This is a genomic window from Paenibacillus sp. 1781tsa1 (assembly GCF_024159265.1).
Lineage (GTDB): Bacteria > Bacillota > Bacilli > Paenibacillales > Paenibacillaceae > Paenibacillus.
In genome coordinates, this window is the sequence record NZ_JAMYWY010000001.1 from 4,240,079 (window position 1) to 4,261,500 (window position 21,422).

Below are 21,422 nucleotides of genomic sequence, written 5' to 3' on the forward strand. Positions count from 1 at the left end.
ATATATGCGATACCTACAGCTTGTAAATCTCGGTGTATTTGGCTTCCAGATAATCAGCAAGATAATCCGGGTTCAATTCTTCACCCGTTACGGCAACAATCAATTCGGAAGGTGTGCGACTTTTACCATACCGGTAGATCTTATCTGTAAGCCATTCCTTAATTGGAATCAGATTACCTGCGGCAATAAGGGTATCAAACTCCGGCATTTCCTTGCGCAATGTATGTAGAATTTGAGCTGCATACATATTACCAAGAGAATACGAAGCAAAGTAACCAAAGTCGCCACCGGACCAGTGAACATCCTGAAGGACACCGTCTCCATCATTCGTTGGCATAATACCGAGGTATTCCTTGTATTTTGCATTCCAGGTCTCTGGCAGGTCCTTCACTTCTAAGCCATCGTTAAATAACATTTTCTCAATCTCATATCGAATAATAATGTGCAGGTTATATGTCAGTTCATCCGCTTCAATCCGAATAAGTGAACTCTCCACCCGGTTGATTGCACGATAGAAATCTTCCAGTTCAACCTCGCTCAGTTGCGGGAAATGCTGCTGCAGATCTTTGTAATAGCGTGTCCAGAATGGCAGGCTGCGACCAATCATGTTTTCCCAAAGACGGGACTGAGACTCATGAATCCCCATGGACGTTCCTTCGGCCAGAAGGGTACCCGCCAGACTGTCATCAATGTTTTGCTCGTACAGGGCATGTCCGCCCTCATGCAGTGAACTGAAGACTGCGCTTGCTACATCATCTTGCAGATAATGTGTTGTGATCCGCACATCACCCGGGTTAAGGCCTGTTGCAAAAGGATGAACACTCTCGTCCAATCGTCCAGCTTCAAAGTCATAGCCCATTTGTTCCAAGATGAACAGACTGAACTTCTCCTGCTGTTCGGTGTCAAACAACTGATTCAGGAACTCTGTATTGGGCTGGTTGTCCGAAGCATTAATCTTCTCTTGCAAAGGTACCAAACGTGCTTTGAGCCGGGCAAATACAGCATCCACTTTCTCAACGGTCAGATCCGGTTCGTACATATCAAGCAACGTATCATAACGCGTATCCTTTACACCCCAATAATCAATAAACTCCTGTTTGAGCTTAACGATATCTGTCAGATATGGGGAGAACCCGGCAAAATCACTGTTATGCTTGGCATCTTCCCAAGCAGTTTCGGATTTGGCCGTGAGCACAGTATAGGCTTGGACTTTCTCTGGTGGTACGGATTGACTGCGATCATACTCTTTCTTGCAATCTTGAAGCAGACGACGATCTATATCTTCGAGTTGTTCCAATACCGCTGGAGTAGTCAATACATCCAGGTAGGTTTTCATGTCAGCCGAGGTTTGCAGCTTGAATGCTTCGGTGGACAACATACCCAGCGTCTCCGAACGAGTCGGAACGCCTTTTTTCGGCGCACCTGTGCGCAGATCCCAGTGAAGCAAACCAATGGCTTCATGATAGCTCTTGATTTTACGAGCCAGATTACGGAAGGATTCCAAATGTTCCTGTGTTTGTTTATCCATTGTTAACGTTCACCTCTTCAAAAAAAGTTTATTCACCTATTGATGATACTTTTCCTATTGAGTATAATCAACTTTTAACAGAGGCAAATTGCATGATCCTCCTCAAGATACGTGTTCCAAAAGTCTGGTTTTCATTACCGAGAAGATAGAAATGAATTTCAACTTCGATGCTGATGATGCCCTTCAGGCATGATTTGTAATCAAAAGTGGACTTTTTGAACAACCTCTAAAAGGTTGGAGTAATGCCATTTGCTGACCGTGATACACTATTAACGCAAAGGCGCGTAGGACAAGCTGCATGAATTGCAAGTGGCCGTGCTCGTCGTATTGGATAACAGGAGGCAATGGACATGAATAACATTCAAGAGATTTTGGCTTACAACAAATCATTTGTCGAGACTAAAGAATACGAAAAGTATACGGCTGGCAAGTTTCCAACTAAAAAGATGGTTATCATCACTTGTATGGATACACGTCTGGTGGAAATGCTGCCCAAGGCTATGAACCTGAAAAACGGTGATGTGAAAATCATCAAAAACGCAGGTGCGATTATCTCTCAACCTTTTGGTAGTGTTATGCGTTCTGTATTGGTTGCTATCTATGAATTGGGCGCTGATGAGGTGTTGGTGGTAGGTCATACAGAATGTGGTATGGCTTCCCTGCATGCTGAAACGATGATCGGTCACATGACAGAACGTGGAATTTCCGAAGAGGTCATGTCTACGCTTGAAAATTCCGGCATTCGTCTGAAAAAGTGGCTGCGCGGGTTTGACAGTGTTGAAGAAGGGGTAAAAGGAACTGTGGAAGTGATCAAGAAGCATCCATTACTTCCTCCCAATGTACCCGTTCACGGCATGGTTATCGATTCTGCCACAGGTGAGCTTAATCTTGTCGCTGAAGGGTATGGACAACAGGCATCTCTCTAAATGGTTTGGAGTGCGGACCTTATGGTTCGCACTTTTTTTGTCTAAATTAAGGCGGTTGCTCTATCTGGTTGTCAAACCATACAGTTTCAGTGTACACTTTTATGAAAGCGGTCAAAGAAAATGAAATCAATTGTTTTCTCTGACCTAGCCCTAATATTAAGGAGACATGTGCATGAACATACTTTCCTACGGATTACTCGGGCTGCTTACCCGCGAGGAGTCATCGGGCTATGATCTAATGCTGAAAATCCAGCCACATTGGCAGGCAAAACACAGCCAGATCTACCCACTCCTGTCCAAGATGGAAAACGATGAGTTATTGGCCTCCCGCTGGGTACAACAGTCTGACAAACCGGATAAGAAAATGTACGCGGTTACGGAAAAAGGCATTGAAAAGCTCTTGGAATGGATGATCACTCCTGTTACCGCACCGGTTACACGCGATGAATTTAATTTGCGTATTTTGTGTGTTGGCATAGCGGAAGACGGAAGCATGAGACGCATTCTCAATGAGCGTAAAAGCTGGTTTATGGAACGTATACGGTACTTCGAGGATCTGAAGTCACGTATACCTCTGGATAATCTTCGTGTAGGCAATCGAGATTTTGGAAGCTACATCCTGGTACAAAAAGGGTTAATGCATGCGCAAACAGGTCTGGAATGGTGCCATTGGGTTACCCAATTGCTTGATGGTCAAGCTGCAATCCAAGACCCCAGTCCAAGCGTTTCAGAAATTTAATAAAATTTGAAACGTTCCTGTAAGTTAACCGTATTACTTGAGTAAGGCCCAATTTTGGGCGAATCAAACAAATTAATCGGGGGGTTACGATCTTTACAATGAAGAAAAAATTCGGAGTTAAACATCTAATGATGGTATTTATGGCCTTTACATTATTGTTCGCAACAGTGGGAGTAACGAATCCGGATTCTGCGGATGCAAGACGTGGTGGCGGATTCAAATCCGGTACAAAAAGTTATACCAACACACCTAAGAAATCCGACTCCAACAGCAACGTGAATCAATCCAATTCCGGTAATAACTCCGGTACTGGTGCAGCTGCAACTCGTGGTGGTGGATTCTTCGGCGGTGGCGGCGGATTCATGAAAGGCATGATGCTTGGTGGTCTTGCTGGTATGATGTTCGGTGGATTGTTCGGTGGCATGGGCGCCCTGGGTAACATCCTTGGATTGCTCGTGAACGTTGCAGCCATCATGTTGATTGTTATGCTAGCTATGGCACTCTTCAGAGCCATCTCCAATCGTCGTAAACCTGCAGCAGATGGCCGTTATGACCGCCGCAATGATCGTGATGATGACCGTAACAGAAACGGACGGTACTAATCTCTATGGTTCTGAGCATGGATGAAATTGTGAATGCAATCTGTATTCATATGGCAGAACGTAAGGGTGTACGTCCAACCGATGTCAACGTAGAACTGAGCTGGGAAGAAGATACCGGTTATTCCGCTGAAGTTTGGATTCAAGGCCGCAGTCAATATCTGGTGGAGTCCAATATGATTGAAGCGATTCTTCGCTACCTGCACAGTGAATACAACATCCGGGCGTACCGTGAGAACGTACGACTTGATCTGGATGAAGAGATCACAGCGATTGTTAATCAATAAACTAGGTCAAGCACTGACCTGTTATACAAAAGACCGTCTCCACTCTGTCGCCTGACAGAGATGGAAGACGGTCTTTTTGTTTCTGTATTTGTGACTTTATTTGTACCTATATTGTAGTCTCTTACGTATCTGGGTTACGTTCTATTTCTTGGAAACTATGATTGAAGTTTAACCAGGCTGTAATTCTTTTTACCTTTACGGATAATGATAAATTTACCGCCAATCGCATGCTCTGCAGACACCGTGAATTCAAGCTCCGTGATTTTCTCACCATTCATGGAAATTGCACCTTTGGTGACATCCTCACGCGCCTGGCGCTTGGATGGCTCCAGACCCAGATCTACGAGCCAGTCCACGATATTTTTGGCTTCGCCGTCCGTTTCAAATGTTGGCATTTCCTTGAAACCCTGCTCGATTTCGTCTGCTGTCAGGGAACGGATATCACCACTGAACAGCGCCGCTGTAATACGCTTAGCCTGTTCGAGCATCTCTTCGCCGTGAACGAATTTTGTCATTTCTTCCGCGAGTGCTTTCTGCGCTTCACGTCTGTGCGGTTCTGTCTCTACCTTTTCAGCCAAAGCTTCAATTTCTTCTTTGCTCAGGAAGGTAAAGTATTTCAAGTATTTGATCACATCACGGTCATCTGTATTCGCCCAGAACTGGTAGAACTCAAATGGTGTCGTTTTGTTCGGATCAAGCCAGATTGCGCCGCCAGCTGTTTTACCAAATTTCGTACCGTCGGATTTGAGCATCAGCGGAATAGTCAGACCGTACGCCTTCGCTTCAGATCCTTCTTTTTTACGAATCAGATCAAGACCACTCGTGATATTCCCCCATTGATCAGAACCGCCAATTTGAAGCTGTACATCTTCGTTCTGGAACAGGTGCAGGTAGTCGAGGGATTGAAGGATCTGGTAGGAGAACTCGGTAAACGAGATTCCGCCTTCCAGTCTGCTTGCCACTACATCCTTAGCCAGCATGGTGTTGAGGTTAAAGTTTTTGCCGTAGTCACGCAAAAATTCAATGACATTGATTTTGTGCGTCCAATCGTAGTTGTTCACCATGCGAACCTGATTATCCCCGTCTGTTACAAACAACTTCTTCATCTGCGCTGTCAGTGCATCCACATTCTCCTGCACTTGCTCCATCGTTTGCAAAGAACGCTCTGCCTGACGACCACTTGGATCACCAATCGTGCCCGTAGCTCCACCAATCAAAATGACTGGACGATGTCCTGCCAGTTGAAAACGTTTCAGCATCATAAAGGGAATTAGATGTCCAATATGCATGCTATCTCCCGTTGGGTCAACACCGCAGTACAAAGAAACGGACTTTGTTTCCGTCAATTCACGTAATCCCTCAGCATCCGTCTGCTGGTTAATGGCGTCACGCCACTGTAGTTCATCAATAATATTCATTCGTATAACCCCTTTTCTATCCTCAAAATTCAGTCATGATCTACGTTAAATTACGAAATTACACGCTGGAACGGCTTTTTTGGACACAAAAAAATCGCCTCCTTGTCTTCATTAGACACAGGGACGATTATCATAACCGTGGTACCACCCAAATTGCATGGACAACACGTAACCTTAACACGTTATCCATACCACTTTTGGCAATATATCGTTTGCCCATCCGCTTGGCATTACCCAAGTACTCCAGAGTGTAATTCGCAGCCCTTGTATGTATCAGGTTCCATCAACCCCTGACTTTCTGTAACAGGGACAAAGCCGCTACTGCGCTCTATCAACGTAATTCATGTATTCAATTTATAGCAAGTATAGCCGAACGTTTCAGTCATTGCAAGACCAAGTATGCAATCCTTTGACAGAACAACCGATGCTTAGTTAAAACCAGATTATATAATCATCATGTTCAATTTTCCGTGATAATAACCATAAGCTTTCTCCGCGATCTGATCCTCATTATTCCAAAATTGCTGATCCAGCTCATCTAATTGGTGCTCTTGTTCCTTTGTCAGTAATTTAGGAATGTCCCATAATCCAGTAAGCCTTTCATCCTCTTTCAAATGCTCAATGCAGCCGTATGCTGAGGTAATAATCTCCACGACTTGAGTCGCACCAATGATATGTAATGCCCGCAACGCGTAACGGTATACCTCTTCCCCCCAGTTGCAGAAAAACTGTATAAAACCGCCATTAAAGACATCCGCCTCTAACAGCCATAAAGCAGCAATATCCTGCTCGTTCGAATTCAACGAAGCCCATCCCTGTTCAGATTCATTCCTTTTTTCGACAAATAATACAGCATACTCATACCAAATATCATTGATATCTTGCTCGTTCACGTAACACACCTCACTTTTCTTTATTCCGAGCTCTCTAACTCCTGACGTTTCCCCGTCTGATACCAATGTAAATATGGATCACCGATCTGCTGGAAAGCTTCCTGAACACCCCTGTTCAGTTCCTTCATGACTTCATCCGTATAGTTCAAATGCGTCTGTTTATTATCTACACCATGTCTTTCCAACAACTCTACATGCGTCGCGGTGAAAATAATATCCTCCAGCAGCCAATAGATGACTTCATCCGGCTGTTTTACCCTTTTCTCTAACGAGACGAGACCACGTTCGTATATTCGAACAATATACGTATCTTTTCCACACTCTACATAGGGCACACCGTCCCATTTAAAGGTCTCATACAAGCGGTTAACATAGTTCTGCATCTGTTCCCTGCGGAAAGGTGTTCGCTCTAAAAGCTCTAAAAGAATGTCTGCCATTTGTTCTTTGCTTAACATGTTGGACATGAATGCACCTGCCTATATAAAAGTAAATCTCTACTTTTCTCGTTATTGCATGACATGCTCGGATTCAATATAAATGTTGGATTTTAACGTCGATTACAGAGTGTAAATGAAAAAGCTGCCAAAGGCAGCCTCTTCTTCCACACCGTTCAATCAGGTCCCACAAAAAGTCTGATACGAAGTATTGCATTGTGCAGGCAGTTCTGCATATTCAGCCTGTTCAGGTGAATGTGCGAACGGATCTGAAAGTACAGCCAAAAGCTTCTCCATTACGCTAAGATCCCCATGATTCTCTGCTCGCTCAAGGGCTTCCTCGACCCGATGATTACGGGGAATGACCGCTGGATTGCTCGTTCTCATCAACTGCTTAGAGACTTCCTTCTCACCTTGCTGTCTGTCTAATCTTGCTTGCCAGCGCTCATGCCATTCAGCAAATTCTGACGTGCCAAACCAAGCTGTTCCTTCCAATGTATCAAAGGTCAAAGCCAGGAACGTATTGGTGTAATCTGCACTATGCTTCTCCATGAGTTCAAGAAGATCCTTGACCAAGGCTTCATCTTCGGCCTCTTCATCTAACAAGCCCAGTTTGGAACGCATCCCCTTGAGCCAATGATGATGGTACAATTCTGAAAATTGTGCGATGGCATCTTGCGCGAGTTGCACCGCCTGCTCTTCATCTTCGTGCAACAGCGGCAGAAGCGTCTCGGCAAATCGAGCCAAATTCCAACCGGCAATATACGGTTGATTGCCATAAGCATAGCGACCTTGTCTGTCAATGGAGCTAAATACGGTCGAAGGATTGTAAGCATCCATAAAGGCGCATGGGCCATAATCAATGGTCTCACCACTAATAGCCATGTTATCCGTGTTCATCACGCCATGAATGAAACCAACTCGCTGCCACTGGGCAATGAGAGCCGCCTGCCGCTTAATCACTTCCTGAAGGAGCAGAAGATAACGATTTTCAGCTTGAGCAACCTCAGGAAAATGTCGATGCAACGTGTAATCAGCCAACGCCCGAAGATCTTCAACAGACCCCCATCTGGCTGCGTACTGGAAGGTTGCTACTCGGATGTGACTGGATGCCACACGAGTCAAGATAGCCCCAGGTCGCTCTGTTTCGCGAATAATATTTTCTCCTGTAGCCACCACCGCCAGACTGCGAGTCGTTGGAATACCTAGTGCATTCATCGCTTCACTAATGATATACTCACGCAACATGGGTCCAACAGCAGCTCGTCCATCCCCTCCACGGGAGTAGGGTGTTCTTCCTGAACCTTTCAGCTGGATATCCACTCGCTCGCCCTGTGGCGTAATCTGTTCTCCCAGCAGCAAAGCCCTTCCATCACCAAGCATGTTAAAATTGCCAAATTGATGTCCTGCGTAGGCCTGAGCTAAAGGCTCGGCTCCTTCCGGAACCAGGTTACCTGCAAAAATTTCCGCTCCTTCATCACTGTCAAGAGACTCCACATCCAGTCCCAAGCTGGAGGCAAGCAGTCTATTAAAAATGATTAGCTTTGGTGATTCAACAGGCACTGCGCCCTGACGTGTAAAAAAGGGTTGCGGTAATTGCGCATAACTATTGTCCAAATTCCATCCTTTGTTCAACGTTTCTTGTTGCATGGTGATCACAACTCCTTTTCTGTACCAAGGGATCATCCCCAGGTTTTATTTTAGCCTTGTAAACCAATGCTCATTTATGTAGTCGCATGGAAATTCAATTCAAGAGGTTGTTGACTTAACCGAACATATAAAATGTTCTTGATGAAACTTTAGCATATTTGCATTCCTTTTGCATTCCTCACGAATAGTCACTTTGATAAGGGAACTACCACATTGTTGGTTTCGCGCAAAAAAATCCAAGAAGTTTCTTGGCCAAGTGGAGTCATTTCCTTTCATTCCACTTCCCAGAAAACCTTCTTGGATCTGTTCCGTTTACGCTATGACATGTATGTTATGACAAGAATTACGTATGTGCTTCCTGAACCTGTACGGGTTGTACAGGCAAACTTTCTTTTTTGAAACCGAGGTTAAAGAAGACATTGAGCAGGATCGCTGACAGGCTTCCTGTGATAATACCATCGCTAACAATAATCCGAATACTTTGAGGAAGCTGGGCAAATAGATCGGGTACAGCGGTAACGCCAAGTCCAAGAGAAACGGAGCAAGCCACGATTAACAGATTGGATTGTTTGCCAAAGTCGACGTTTTGCAGCATTTTGATCCCGGATGAGACGACCATTCCAAACAGGACAACCGTCGCTCCTCCGAGGACAGCACTTGGAATAATGGTTGCAAAAGCAGCTACCTTTGGAATGAGTCCCAGAAAGACCAGAATGCCTCCGGCTGCAACAACGACATTGGTCGTTTTTACTTTGGAGAGCTGAACCAAACCAACATTCTGTGCAAAGGTATTGTATGGAAAAGCATTAAATATGCCGCCCAGGACAAACGCGAGACCTTCTGCGCGATATCCCCGTGCCAGATCTTTCTCGTTAATAGGTTGATCACAGATTTTGCTCAAAGCCATAAAAACACCTGTTGATTCAATGATGACAACCGTCCCTACTATGATCATTGTAATAATGGGACCGATTTCGAAGGTAGGCCATCCGAAGTAAAAGGGTTGGGGTAAATGGAACCAGGAGGCTTCCTGTACAGCAGTAAAATTCACTTTTCCCATGAAGGCTGCGATGAGGGTCCCCACGATAATACCAAGGAGAACAGCCAGGGATTTAACAAAGCCACGAGCATATCGATTCAGAATCAGAATGAAAAGTAAAACACCAAATGAAAGGGCCAAATTGTCCAAACTTCCAAAATTCTCGCTGTTTGCTCCACCCGCCATGTTTTTAATACCGGTTGGGATTAACGCAAGACCGATGATGGTTACCACTGTACCGATCACAACTGGTGGAAACAATTTGACAATTTTACTGAAAAACACGGCGAAGATGACGATAAATAAACCCGCTGCAATGATCGACCCATATATGGCAGGAATACCGTATTGCGATCCAATCGCTATCATGGGTGTCACCGCTACAAAAGAACTTCCCAGCACCGCGGGCAGACCAATCCCCAAGTACTTGCCTTTCCGAGCCTGAAGCCATGTTGCAATCCCACACGTTAACAGGTCAATGGAAACCAGATACGCCAACTGCTCTGCAGTCAGATTTAGTGCTCTGCCCACAAGCAAAGGTACCAGTATTGCTCCCGCATACATCGCTAATACGTGCTGAATCCCGAGTGAAAAAACTCTCATCTTTTTGGTTTCTTTCATCCCACGTTGCCCCCCTGAAATTAGAATCAACCGAACCGCTGCAAAATCATGTTATGTTGATTCACATTATATAAACTATTCAGGGAAGTTCCATGATTCATAACATAGAATTGTGATAAGAGATAAAGAGCCCAACTAAAATTGGGCGTGGTATACAAAAGGTACTCTCATACCGTTTATGTCGCGTTATATAAGTTGACACAAAAGATTTGAAAGTACTCTTTGACACTCCGAAGAAAAGAAACATGAACGAGGGATTTAACTTCAGTGATTCAGTGTTTCATGTTAATTCATAATGTCTGAACATCATTTGTTTCATATTCTCAGCTTGTCAGTTGAGTAGCTTGATGTTAAAACGTTGCTCCATTACCTCTCCGTTCTGGTGAACCATTTCCGTGAAAAACACTTCTTCTCTGTTCATCAGAACAACCGATGAAGCTCTGGTCCCATAATCGAATTTCTCACTTCTGACGAAGATGGGAGAAAGCAAACGTTCCCACTCCAATGGAACACCGGTATGAGGAAGAAGTTCATCCACTGAAGGATCTGCAATTTGCAACAAACTTAATATTTGTTCAGTGAGAGTATCCTCGTCCACGTTCTCCCCTTGAATGATTCTCTCCAGCCCTTCTTTCCCACGTTTCACCTTGGGCCATTCTGTATTGATCAAGTGGTTACTAATCCCGTATATCCCCGGTTTCAACTTCATCACGACATTACCCACATTCGAATAATAATAGAGGTCGTCGCGATCCCCCACTAATAAGTTGTAGCCAGGATAATCATTGCGACTTTGCTCTGCTTGTTGTATATATTGCTCAGGTGTGGATGTTCCCTTTAAAAAGTCAGCAACCAGATCTCCTCTTGAGCCCTTGGCATGTGCCTCTTCATTCGGATCACGATAATTCGTAACAGCAGCCAGACGTCCACCAGTTGTTACGCCCATCCAGGTTCCCATTTTGGACAAATCCCGGCCAGCCAATATATGAGGATGGTCTTTCCAATAATGTACCTGAGCAGTAGGTCTGTGATAGAATTCATCCCTATTTGATCCCAATATAAGTGGATACTTTGGATGCATATGGTAAGCAAATAAAATTAAACACATGGGAATCTTCAACTCCTATATTCGTTAAACCTCTGATATCGGGGCTTTATATCGCATAATCAACTACAATGACATCTTCCACCCAACCATCGAGGGAAGCTACAAATGCCTGATGAGCAGGATGTGGACCATAAGCACGCAGTGCGTCCTGATCTTCAAACGTCACTCTTAACCCAATCGTATAACCTTGAATACGGTCCGTTTCTTCCGTTGCATTAATTCCTGCGGTCAGCGCGGCAATTCCCGGGATTTGTTCCTGTAACGCGAGCAATTGAGCCACCAATTCCTGCTGTTTGGCTAGCGTGGTTTTATCGTTAAATTTAAAAACAACCAAATGTTCAATCATTGTCATTTCTCCTTCGTCCATTCGAATAGTAAAGCGATTTCGTTAAAATGAAGTTAATTCAACAATTCCAATCCGCCCATCATATAGGGGACAACTCGCTGGGCCAAGTCAGCTGGCGATTCCTGTCTTCCATCCATATTCCATCGATACGTCATTCCATAGATCGACCAGCTTAGCATGGTTGCAGTAATTTTTAGTGTTTTGGGATCTGCATCCTTCGCCACTTTGCTCATTAATTCAAGAAGGAATTGCTCCAGTTGAGTCTTGATGTTCTCTTCAATAATTGGTGCAACCGTCTCATATTTTTTGATGCACCCATTGCTAGAGACGTGGTAATCACATAATGAAAATATAAGCTGCTGCATGGTTTCCGCTGATAACCGCGCATCCGGATTCACCCTTTTCGTTACATATTCCATAAAAGCATCCGATAACAAGGCTTCGAGGAGTGCATATTTATCCTGAAAATGGGCGTAAAATGTGGCTCTGTTAATGGTGGCCTCTTCCGTAATGTTTTGAATCGTAATACTGTTGAAATTTTTAAGGTTCAGCTGAGCTAAAAACGCATCAAGGATTAATTGCCGAGTGCGAATCACACGCGGATCGTTAGAATTTGAAGTTAATATTCCTGACATTTCCTAATACTCCTTTGTACTAAAGATCGGTGGATAGGTTCTTCCCATTATAGATAAGTGCTGTTTATACAACAAGTGAACTGGCGTTCCAAAACATCATACAATTTACGAATTCTTTCGCTTAAGCAACAAAACAATCGAACTGTTGGTTGAGCAAGCTCGCAGGGATTGCTAACATTGCACTCGTACCCACTGAGAGGTACAACATAATGGAGGTGCATATGTTGAGTAATCCACAATATAACATCATTTCTACGGAGCGTTTGTTTCAGCCATACACCGTTTCAAAGCTAACCCTGTCCTCACGCATCGTCATGTCCCCCATGGCTCGTGCTTTCTCCCCGAACGGTGTCCCGGGCTCTGACGTAGCCGCATATTATCGCCGGCGTGCCGAGCAGGGTGTTGGACTCATTATTACAGAAGGTGCGACCATTGAACATCCGTCTGCATCAAGTGAGTCTAGAATCCCTCATATGTATGGAGAAGAAGCTCTGCAGGGCTGGGCTGAAGTGGTCAAACAAGTTCATGAAGCTGGCGGCAAAATCTTCCCTCAGATTTTACACATGGGAATCGTTCGTCCTTCAGGATCTGACCCACACCCGGAAGCGGCATCACTGAGTCCATCGGGAGTTGATATGGAAGGTACGCAAGTAGGTGCGCCCATGACGGAGGCAGAGATCGCAACTGTGATTCAAGCTTATGCTGATGCAGCAGTTAATGCTCAACGCATCGGTTTTGACGGCATTGAACTTCACGGTGCACACGGTTTTCTGATCGATCAGTTTTTCTGGAAAACGACGAATAGGAGAACAGACCACTATGGTGGTGACCTTCAGAAACGAACCCAATTCGCGGTTGAACTTGTAATGGCAGTTCGTGCTGCGGTAGGTCCTGATTTTCCTATTGCAATGCGGATTTCCCAATGGAAAATGAATGATTATCAAGCCAGACTGTTCGACACACCGAAACAACTGGAACACTTCCTTCGTTTGCTGGTTGATGCAGGTGTAGATATCTTCCACTGCTCGACACGACGCTTCTGGGAGCCTGAGTTTGAAGGATCTGATCTTGGATTTGCAGGTTGGGTGCGGAAGCTGAGTGGTCAAACCACGATTACAGTCGGTTCTGTAGGGATGCCGGATGAGTCTGACACAGGAGGTACTAAAGTTGAGCATCCAGGTATGGGCGAACTTATGAAGCGATTCGATCAACAAGAATTTGATCTGGTGGCTGTTGGACGTGCGTTGCTCGGTGACCCAGCATGGGCCGCCAAAGTACGCGAAGGCCGCCTATCAGAGATTCAGGGTTTTACACCTGAAGTGCTGGCGACTTTACAGTAAGAACAAAACCCAGTTTCTTTAGCTGTTTTTCCTCATATCTATAGGTTTGAACTCATGAATCAACTATACTAAGCAAAGGGCTCGCTCTCCCTCTGGGATTGCGGGTGTTTTGTTATTGGAGATATCTGTCCGCTCTTACACTTCGAGCAATAGCAATATCGTTCAAGAAAATTCCTTCTTTGCAACCTATAATGACCTTAACATACCAGAAAGAAGGTGCATCATGACTCGGGAAGTCCGAACTGTGGTATTTGATACCGATCTACAGCTAGAAGCTTATCAATTTGAAGGCATTATGCAGAAGTTTCCGAATCATTTTCATGACTATTACGTCATTGGATTTATTGAGCAAGGCAAGCGTCACCTCGTCTGCAACAACGAAGAATACATTCTGAATAGTGGCGACATGATTGTCTTTAACCCACATGATCCTCATGCCTGCGAACAGGTCGATGGCAGAACTCTCGATTATCGCTGTATCAATGTCCAGCCTGAGGTTATGTTAGAGTATGCGAGAGAGATTACTGGACAAGCTTACTTGCCGCGGTTTACATCCCCCGTTCTCTACCAAAGTGAACTTGTGGGTTCCCTGCATGAGCTTCATCAGATGATTCTGGAGGAGCAATCGGATTTCTGCAAAGAAGAATTGTTACTCTTTCTGCTGGATCAATTAATGCGAGACTATTCGGATGCTGAACCACCTGTATCCACGCAGGATGTCACCACAGAGATCAGGCACATATGTGATTACATAGAAGCGCATTACATGGAGAGCATTTCGCTGAACGAGTTAGCCGTTTTGACGGAGATGAGTAAGTATCACCTGCTGCGTTTATTCACTCGCCAGAAAGGGATATCCCCTTACCGCTACCTGGAAACCATTCGCATTAATCAAGCCAAACGTCTGCTGGAACAAGGCCTGCTTCCGATTGAAGTAGCCGCACAGACAGGATTCAGTGACCAGAGCCATTTCACGAATTTTTTCAAAAAACTGATCGGCCTGACGCCGAAGCAATATAGACGTATCTTCAACCATGATGCGGAATTGAAACGAACTATCGATAACCTCGTATGACGAGTCATCATAACACCAATGCCGCTACCGGACATTTGCTTGCCTTATTTACCATATTGATCTGGGGAACTACCTTTGTCTCGACAAAGGTCCTGTTGAATGATTTTACTCCTGTAGAAATTTTATTTTTTCGCTTTCTGATCGGTTATTTGGTACTCGTATTAATCTATCCGCGTTCACTGCGGACCGCCTCATTTAGAGAAGAATGGTTATTTATCGGAGCAGGAATATGTGGAGTAACGCTATATTTTCTCATTGAAAATATTGCACTGGTGTATACAACTGCTTCCAACGTGGGTGTCATTGTCTCCATTGCCCCGTTCTTCACTGCTGTGCTCGCCAATTACTTCCTGGAGGGTGAGAAGTTAACTCGCCGCTTTATAATCGGATTTGGGATTGCCTTGAGCGGTATCCTACTCATTGCACTGAACGGCAGTTTGGTTCTGCAACTGAATCCGGTAGGTGATCTGCTTGCTTTCATAGCACCTGCGGTATGGGCCATTTATTCTGTATTAATGCGTAAAATTGGCCAGCTTCGCTATCACACCATTGGTGCGACCCGCAAAGTGTTCTTATATGGCCTGATCTTCATGCTGCCAGCTCTTTTCCTGTTTGAATTCCATCTGGAACTCGGGCGCTTCACGAGTATGACCAATCTTTCTAATTTTCTCTACCTCGGTCTGGGTGCCTCCGCGCTGTGTTTCGTGACCTGGAACCAGGCTGTGAATCTTCTCGGAGCTATCAAAACGAGTGTATATATCTATCTGGTGCCTGTCATTACTGTCGTGTCATCTGCACTAATTCTTCAAGAACAGATAACCTGGGTGATTGTGCTTGGTGCGTTCTTAACCCTATTCGGCTCTTACATTTCAGAGCGCAAAGGACACAAGCTTAACAACAAAAACACTAATGCGCGTAGCGGTTAGTGTTTGCTTCATTTTTTACGGATATAACTGGAACTCTTGGTTGACCACCGTTGACATGCAGCAGAATTCATTCATTTGATCTCATTCAATTGAGACAGCAGAATCTCCAGTTCCTCTTGCTCCAGATGACGCCATTGACCCCGCTCCAGTTGATCCAGCGTAATATTCATAATTCGGATGCGCTCCAGTTTCAGGACTCGGTATCCCAAGGCTTTGCACATTCTGCGGATCTGCAGGTTGAGACCCTGTGTCAGAATAATACGAAATACATTGTCACTTTGCCTATACACTTCGCAGGGCTTAGTTACTACGTCCAGAATTTCAACGCCTTTAGACATGGACTTTACAAATTCGTCGGTTACAGGTTTGTCTACAGTCACTACATATTCTTTATCATGATTATGCTCCGAACGCATCATCTTGTTCACAATGCCTCCATCATTCGTAAGCAAAATCAACCCCTCAGATGCCTTATCCAGCCTGCCTATTGCAAATATGCGAGAAGGATAATTCATATATTGAATGATATTCCCTTCCACATGTGCTGCTGCTGTGCAGACAATACCGATGGGTTTGTTCAGAGCAATGTAGACAGGTTCGCTGTCATTACGAGGAATCTCCTTGCCATCAATGAGTACCACATCGTCAGGTTCAACATTCGCCCCTTTTTCACATACCCTGCCATTGATCGTTATACGTCCTGCTTGAATTAATCGGTTCGTTTCCCTGCGGGAGCAGAATCCCGTTTCACTTATGTATTTGTTAATTAACATGTGTCACCGCTTCTCATCTGTAATATATCTGCTGGTTCATTGAATTTAATGATGCGTTCATTTACTTCATGCAAGAGTTAGTACCTTGTACTGATTCTCATTCCCCATCATCTCATTTATACTGATACGAAGCAATGAATGGTTATATGAGAAGACATACAACGGTTCATAGGAAAGCCAAAATACACTCTGGAAGGAGTATCCATGGACAAAGTTACTCGATTTACAATTGATCCCGCTGATCCAAACTTAGACTCTGGCATATGGATTGGTGGAGAAATCGCATACGTTGCAGACTGGCCGCTCAACCCTGAGGGGCAGCCTTTAATGCATCTGTTCTCCATCCATTGCAACACACTTTCACAGCAGGTCCATATCCCTTCTTTACCACAAGATAAATATATCTCGGTCTTCTCCACCTACTCCGCCTCCGAATACTTTCTGGACCAGGTAACCTATGCGGGAGATGAGCTGGAATGGAACGAAAATATTCTCGCAGGATACACTTATGTCTCGGTATCTACGCATCCGCTAACTTCCGTATGTCCCGTTTCACCCATTCCGTTAAGCGGTGTACGTTTGATTGAAATGGAGTTGGACGATCAGGAGTTCCCTGCATTTTCGTTTTTCTCTCCGACTTTACCAAACGGAATAAAAGGAATTGAGCATCTGGTAGAGGAGTATCAACTGGTGTGTCAAGTATATTCCGGAGATTTTCCTGATCCTTATCGAGATATATTGGGTCTTTCTGATGCAAACGGTTATTTATTTTTGCGAAAGGGTCTCGCGTCTGCTCACGCACCATTCGATGGAATTTTCTTTGTACAGACTGCTTAATGGCTATATGTTGAGGTTAGGTACCATCATATAGAACGGCTAATCAGAACGTTTCCCGTCTACTCAGACAGGGAACGTTTTTTGATATATGCCCAGTTTACAATCCTCGATGAATACCAATGCAATATTGTTAAAAGGTCATATTGATTGGATCGTATCTATCCTTTCGACACGAAATCGTTTTAGAAAAAAATGTAACACGAATTTTCAAAACTTAACATTATTTTACAATAAAAAGCATGTACATTTGGGCAATTATGGTATAAGTTATATATGAAATAAACATTAATTACATAATATAAAATTTTCATCCAACTAGGAGGCGGGCTTTTGAAAAGAATATTCGCTCTAAGCTGCGGTTTTTATCTGTTAATCGGCATAACCAGCGTTGTGCTCGGTGCACTTCTCCCTGTTTTATTGTCATATTATGAGCGCGGTTACAGTGATGGCGGATTTTTGTTATTTCTGCAGTTTCTTGGATTTCTTGTCGGTGTACTTGTAGCTCCTGCCCTGACAGCCCGTATCGGAAGAAAAGCCATGCTTACCCTTGCCTTGATCTGTATTGTAGCCGCCTATACATTACTCGGTTTTTTGCCATCCTGGGCTGTAGTTCTCCTTCTCACAATTATCGTAGGTTTCGGCTCAGGTATCATCGAACCCTCTGTAGGTGCATTCACGATCGAATTCACTGAGAATCAGAAGGCAGTCGCCATGTCTAAGCTGGATGTCTTTTTTGCTCTTGGAGCACTTCTCATTCCTGCTGTCGCTGCTTTATTTATCTGGATGGACATGTGGCATCTCACTTTTTATGCGGTGGCTGTGTTGTCACTGGTTCTCATGCTGCTATGGATCACTATGCCCCGGCCAGCCGCAATGTATCTGGAACAAGCTGGTGAGAATACAGTGGCGCATGCAGCAGGTAAAGCCAGATATTCGAGAAAACATCTCGGTCTGCTGACGATTTTCGTTATCTTCTTTTTCATCTACATGGGATTGGAACTGGGATTAATGAACTTCCTGCCCTCCATTCTCGTAGAACGACTGCAGCTTCAGGAATCTGTCGCATCACTAAGTGTCTCCATCCTGTGGATTGCGATGATCATCGGTCGTCTTTTCTCCGGGAAAATAGCGGAAGCCGTCAACTATATGCCTTTCCTGATCTGGAGTACAGTCGGTACGTTTTTGTTCGCAGTTGCTATGGTATTTGTAACTGGACTGTGGGCAACGTATGTGCTGATCTTCGGAACCGGTCTGTTCATGTCAGGGCTGTTCTGTATCGCACTTGTCTATGCTAATGTTCTGATTCCCGGCATGACCGAGCGGACAACCAGTATCCTGATTGCATCGGGTGGTATTGGAGGTGCCATCTTGCAGTATGTGACTGGATGGAGTATGAGTACCTGGCCTGTTGTGAATACGATCTGGATTTTGGCCGGATTCTGTCTGATCCTGCTCCTCACATTGATGGTCTCTCATCTATGGACTGTAAAAAATAATGCAGTAAGTGCTACTCTCGCACAACATAGTAAGGAAATGTAAACATCGTTTCTTAAGGGAGGTGATGCCCGCATCATCCGGGATTGTTGAGCTTCGTTCGAGCTAGTACACCATTATATTGGAGGAAATCATATGCAAACTTTAACCAACAACCGCTTCATAGCCGGAAAAGGGATTAAGTTGATTGACGATTCAGGTGTTGAATACCTCGATGGCGTGTCAGGCACGTTCAATCTGTCACTGGGCTATAATCACCCACATGTAGTCAGCAAAATTCAGGAACAAGTCGGCAATCTGACGCATATGTCTTCCTCCTTCACTGAACCCTACGTAAATGAAGTACTTGATCACTTAATCGAATATGCTCCAAACGACATTAATGCCGGATGGATGCGGGATATTACTGGTTCAACTGCCAACGAATGTGCGACCAAAATTGCACAGAAGTATACCGAATCAACAGACATCATTAGCCTGTATCTATCCCATCATGGGCAGACCCAATTTGCCACCGGGATTTCGGGGAATGCCTTTAGGCGGAAACGGTTCCCCAATTCAGCTGTGGCTAACGCTGTTCATGTACCTGCCCCATACTGTTATCGCTGCCCATTCAAATCCTCAAACGGAGACTGCGGATATCAATGCGTTGAAGCTATCTCTGATGCGATAGAATATGCGAGTTCCGGCTCAGTCGCCTGCATGATCATCGAACCCATTCTGGGGAATGGAGGCAACATCATCCCTCCTGCCGGATATTTTAAACGACTGCGTAAACTGTGTGACGAGTACAATATTATTCTTATTGCTGACGAAGTGCAGACAGGCATCGGTCGTACCGGAACCATGTTTGCCAGTGAACTGTTTGATATCCAGCCTGATATGATTACCCTTGCCAAAGGTCTTGGCGGAATCGGCGTACCTGTTGCTGCTGTATTAATGCAATCCCGATTGAATGTGCTCGAAAAGCATGAACACTCCTTCACCTCAGGTAGCAATCTGATCTCCGTAACCGCTGCCAAATCCACCTTGGAAGTGGTATCTGAACCCGGGTTTCTGGATGCTGTGAAACGCAAAGGTGAAATTCTGGGTGAATTGCTGCAAGAATTGGCTATGAAATACCCAAGTATCGGTGAAGCTCGTGGTGTCGGGTTAATGTGGGGCTTGGAGATCGTAGGTGACGGTAATGAACCGGATACGTTAAAAACGAATGCCATTGTTGACCGCGCTTTTACAGATGAGCATCTGATCTTGAGAAGTTCAAGATATGGCTTCGGTAACGTAGTTAAGGTCCGCCCTTCCCTTACGACAACCGAAGACGAATTGGTAGAGATTGTAGAGCGGTTAGATTCGGTGCTTGCCAGTGTTCATTAATGAGTAATTCACATTACACTCGAACACTACGCAAACAGAACAACCTTTCGATTGTTGTTATCCCCGGTTTTTTTGATTCACCTTACCCAAGGGAAAAAACCGTTGATAAGCGTATGCTTCCGAAGCAGCTTTCTTTCAGAAAGCTTTGAGGCGAACGCTTCGCTTCTCCAGAATCGATTTCGTCCCCTTCACTACTTTCGTATCTTGTCAGAAACTGTTTAAAGATGAATCGCTATATTTATATTTTTTATTATTATAAGGAGGTTATATCATGCTTGCATTGGTATACAAATCGGCTTGGGATGTTGCGCTTGAGGAACGGCCTGTCCCGGAAATTACAAGAGATAATCAGGTGTTGGTTCGTATTCGGGCGACAGGTGTATGCGGTACCGATCTCGGTATTGTTAGCGGCAAATATCATGCGGTCCCTTCTGTCATTCTCGGTCATGAGTCTGCCGGGGAAGTCATTGATGTTGGCTCTGCAGTAACGACATTACAACCGGGCGACCGGGTTGTGATCGACCCTACCTACTATTGCGGACAATGTGACATGTGCAGAACAGGCAGACAAAATCATTGTACCCATAAGTCTGTTACGGAGACAGGTGTAAGTGCTGACGGGACGTTTACGGATTATTATGTGACCGAGGATCGCTTTTTGTACAAATTAAAGGATCATGTGAGCTATGAAGAAGCGACGTTGACGGAACCGCTCAGCTGTATGCTGACGGGGATTAATCAGATCCATCTACTGCCGAATTTCAGAACGATCATCCTCGGCGCAGGCCCGATTGGCATTCTGTACAGCTACGCGCTCGCTTCCAAAGGTGTTACCGGCTGCCTGGTTGACATCTCCGAAGAACGCTTAGCCATTGCCGGCTCCATTGCACCAGATCGTTGGCAGGTTCATTCATCCTTCGAAAATGCAATAGAATCGCTGTCCCCCGCAACCCATCAGGTTGATATGATTGTGGATACTACAGGTGTTGTAGGTACACAAGTACTCTCCCAGCTCGCCAGTGGCGGTTATCTGATGCTGGTAGGTCTGAGAGATGGAAATACGTCCTTTAATCCAAAAGAAGTCGTGGACCGCAGTCTGAAAATTATTGGCTCCATCGATTCTCTGGGCACATTCGCAACAGCACATTATATGATTGAGCAAGAGATCATTCCGGCTAAAAAAATCATTACCCACTCCTTCCCTTTGGAGGATTACGAAGAAGCATTCCGCACACTTGGCTGCGATATCCAGGGGCGCACACTTCAAGCCTCTTCACATGCAATCAAAGTTGTACTGCAATCCAGCGGTTCCCGTTTCTAAAACGCAAAGCTAACCATGATAAAATAGAGTAGATTAGAGATATATGTTTACACAATCCT

Annotated in this window: 21 protein-coding genes and 1 other annotated feature; of the genes, 11 read left to right on the forward strand and 10 right to left on the reverse strand. The window is 44.7% G+C overall.

The features are described 5' to 3' along the window. Positions 1-13 precede the first annotated feature (13 nt). The gene (locus NKT06_RS19060) at positions 14-1,528 is read right to left on the reverse strand and encodes a carboxypeptidase M32 (RefSeq protein ID WP_253437991.1); all 1,515 of its coding nucleotides are present in this window, start codon (positions 1,526-1,528) and stop codon (positions 14-16) included. Positions 1,529-1,878: 350 nt separating this feature from the next. Here NKT06_RS19060 and NKT06_RS19065 point away from each other — a divergent pair, with 350 nt between their 5' ends. The 4 genes from NKT06_RS19065 to NKT06_RS19080 all read left to right on the forward strand — a co-directional run bounded on the left by NKT06_RS19065 (position 1,879) and on the right by NKT06_RS19080 (position 4,079). After that, positions 1,879-2,454: a beta-class carbonic anhydrase gene (locus NKT06_RS19065; RefSeq protein WP_253437994.1), complete on the forward strand. Its 576-nt coding sequence runs from the start codon at positions 1,879-1,881 to the stop codon at positions 2,452-2,454. Positions 2,455-2,626: 172 nt separating this feature from the next. Then, positions 2,627-3,193: a PadR family transcriptional regulator gene (locus NKT06_RS19070; protein ID WP_253437997.1), complete on the forward strand. Its 567-nt coding sequence runs from the start codon at positions 2,627-2,629 to the stop codon at positions 3,191-3,193. Positions 3,194-3,291: 98 nt separating this feature from the next. Beyond that, positions 3,292-3,795, forward strand: coding sequence for a hypothetical protein (locus NKT06_RS19075; protein WP_124116370.1), 504 nt, complete (start codon positions 3,292-3,294; stop codon positions 3,793-3,795). Positions 3,796-3,800: 5 nt separating this feature from the next. Beyond that, positions 3,801-4,079 (forward strand): YxcD family protein, encoded by a 279-nt coding sequence (locus NKT06_RS19080; protein ID WP_017687903.1) that lies wholly within the window; start codon positions 3,801-3,803, stop codon positions 4,077-4,079. 155 nt (positions 4,080-4,234) lie between these two features. On the opposite strand, the gene tyrS is transcribed toward NKT06_RS19080, so the two are convergent. The 8 genes from tyrS to NKT06_RS19120 form a co-directional block, all read right to left on the reverse strand. After that, entirely contained in the window at positions 4,235-5,497 is a 1,263-nt protein-coding gene (tyrS, locus tag NKT06_RS19085; RefSeq protein ID WP_091011938.1) for a tyrosine--tRNA ligase, read from the reverse strand. A 116-nt stretch (positions 5,498-5,613) separates the two neighbouring features. Next, positions 5,614-5,841 (reverse strand) — a binding site (T-box leader). A 99-nt stretch (positions 5,842-5,940) separates the two neighbouring features. Then, a complete protein-coding gene (locus NKT06_RS19090; protein ID WP_253438000.1) occupies positions 5,941-6,390 on the reverse strand; it encodes a DMP19 family protein in 450 nt (149 codons plus the stop codon). A 20-nt stretch (positions 6,391-6,410) separates the two neighbouring features. Further along, the gene (locus NKT06_RS19095) at positions 6,411-6,854 is read right to left on the reverse strand and encodes an Imm63 family immunity protein (protein WP_253438002.1); all 444 of its coding nucleotides are present in this window, start codon (positions 6,852-6,854) and stop codon (positions 6,411-6,413) included. Between the two features lie 150 nt (positions 6,855-7,004). Then, on the reverse strand, positions 7,005-8,474 hold the full coding sequence (locus tag NKT06_RS19100; protein ID WP_253438005.1) for a protein adenylyltransferase SelO: 1,470 nt from the start codon (positions 8,472-8,474) through the stop codon (positions 7,005-7,007). A 343-nt stretch (positions 8,475-8,817) separates the two neighbouring features. Next, on the reverse strand, positions 8,818-10,134 hold the full coding sequence (locus tag NKT06_RS19105; protein ID WP_253438008.1) for a nucleobase:cation symporter-2 family protein: 1,317 nt from the start codon (positions 10,132-10,134) through the stop codon (positions 8,818-8,820). Between the two features lie 331 nt (positions 10,135-10,465). After that, a complete protein-coding gene (locus NKT06_RS19110; protein ID WP_253438011.1) occupies positions 10,466-11,242 on the reverse strand; it encodes an NRDE family protein in 777 nt (258 codons plus the stop codon). 46 nt (positions 11,243-11,288) lie between these two features. Then, a complete protein-coding gene (locus NKT06_RS19115) occupies positions 11,289-11,588 on the reverse strand; it encodes a Dabb family protein (protein ID WP_253438014.1) in 300 nt (99 codons plus the stop codon). Positions 11,589-11,641: 53 nt separating this feature from the next. Beyond that, complete coding sequence (locus NKT06_RS19120) at positions 11,642-12,223, reverse strand: TetR/AcrR family transcriptional regulator (RefSeq protein ID WP_253438016.1); 582 nt, start codon at positions 12,221-12,223, stop codon at positions 11,642-11,644. Positions 12,224-12,447: 224 nt separating this feature from the next. Here NKT06_RS19120 and NKT06_RS19125 point away from each other — a divergent pair, with 224 nt between their 5' ends. From NKT06_RS19125 to NKT06_RS19135, 3 genes are all read left to right on the forward strand, one after another. Then, positions 12,448-13,563 (forward strand): NADH:flavin oxidoreductase, encoded by a 1,116-nt coding sequence (locus NKT06_RS19125; protein ID WP_483311626.1) that lies wholly within the window; start codon positions 12,448-12,450, stop codon positions 13,561-13,563. A gap of 223 nt (positions 13,564-13,786) precedes the next feature. Then, positions 13,787-14,638, forward strand: coding sequence for an AraC family ligand binding domain-containing protein (locus NKT06_RS19130; protein WP_253438022.1), 852 nt, complete (start codon positions 13,787-13,789; stop codon positions 14,636-14,638). Then, entirely contained in the window at positions 14,635-15,564 is a 930-nt protein-coding gene (locus NKT06_RS19135; RefSeq protein ID WP_253438024.1) for a DMT family transporter, read from the forward strand. The genes NKT06_RS19130 and NKT06_RS19135 overlap by 4 nt, the downstream gene beginning before the upstream one ends. Before the next feature lie 71 nt (positions 15,565-15,635). Here NKT06_RS19135 and NKT06_RS19140 read toward each other — a convergent pair whose 3' ends face one another. After that, positions 15,636-16,337: a pseudouridine synthase gene (locus NKT06_RS19140; protein WP_253438027.1), complete on the reverse strand. Its 702-nt coding sequence runs from the start codon at positions 16,335-16,337 to the stop codon at positions 15,636-15,638. 204 nt (positions 16,338-16,541) lie between these two features. Between NKT06_RS19140 and NKT06_RS19145 the strand changes: the two genes are divergently transcribed. The 4 genes from NKT06_RS19145 to NKT06_RS19160 all read left to right on the forward strand — a co-directional run bounded on the left by NKT06_RS19145 (position 16,542) and on the right by NKT06_RS19160 (position 21,363). Next, on the forward strand, positions 16,542-17,174 hold the full coding sequence (locus NKT06_RS19145; protein WP_253438030.1) for a DUF1963 domain-containing protein: 633 nt from the start codon (positions 16,542-16,544) through the stop codon (positions 17,172-17,174). A 330-nt stretch (positions 17,175-17,504) separates the two neighbouring features. Further along, positions 17,505-18,713, forward strand: coding sequence for an MFS transporter (locus NKT06_RS19150; RefSeq protein ID WP_253438033.1), 1,209 nt, complete (start codon positions 17,505-17,507; stop codon positions 18,711-18,713). Between the two features lie 90 nt (positions 18,714-18,803). Continuing rightward, on the forward strand, positions 18,804-20,042 hold the full coding sequence (locus tag NKT06_RS19155; RefSeq protein WP_253438037.1) for an aspartate aminotransferase family protein: 1,239 nt from the start codon (positions 18,804-18,806) through the stop codon (positions 20,040-20,042). Between the two features lie 271 nt (positions 20,043-20,313). Then, positions 20,314-21,363 carry a zinc-dependent alcohol dehydrogenase gene (locus NKT06_RS19160; RefSeq protein ID WP_253438041.1) on the forward strand — a complete coding sequence of 350 codons (1,050 nt, stop codon included), beginning with the start codon at positions 20,314-20,316 and terminating at the stop codon, positions 21,361-21,363. Positions 21,364-21,422: the final 59 nt, after the last annotated feature.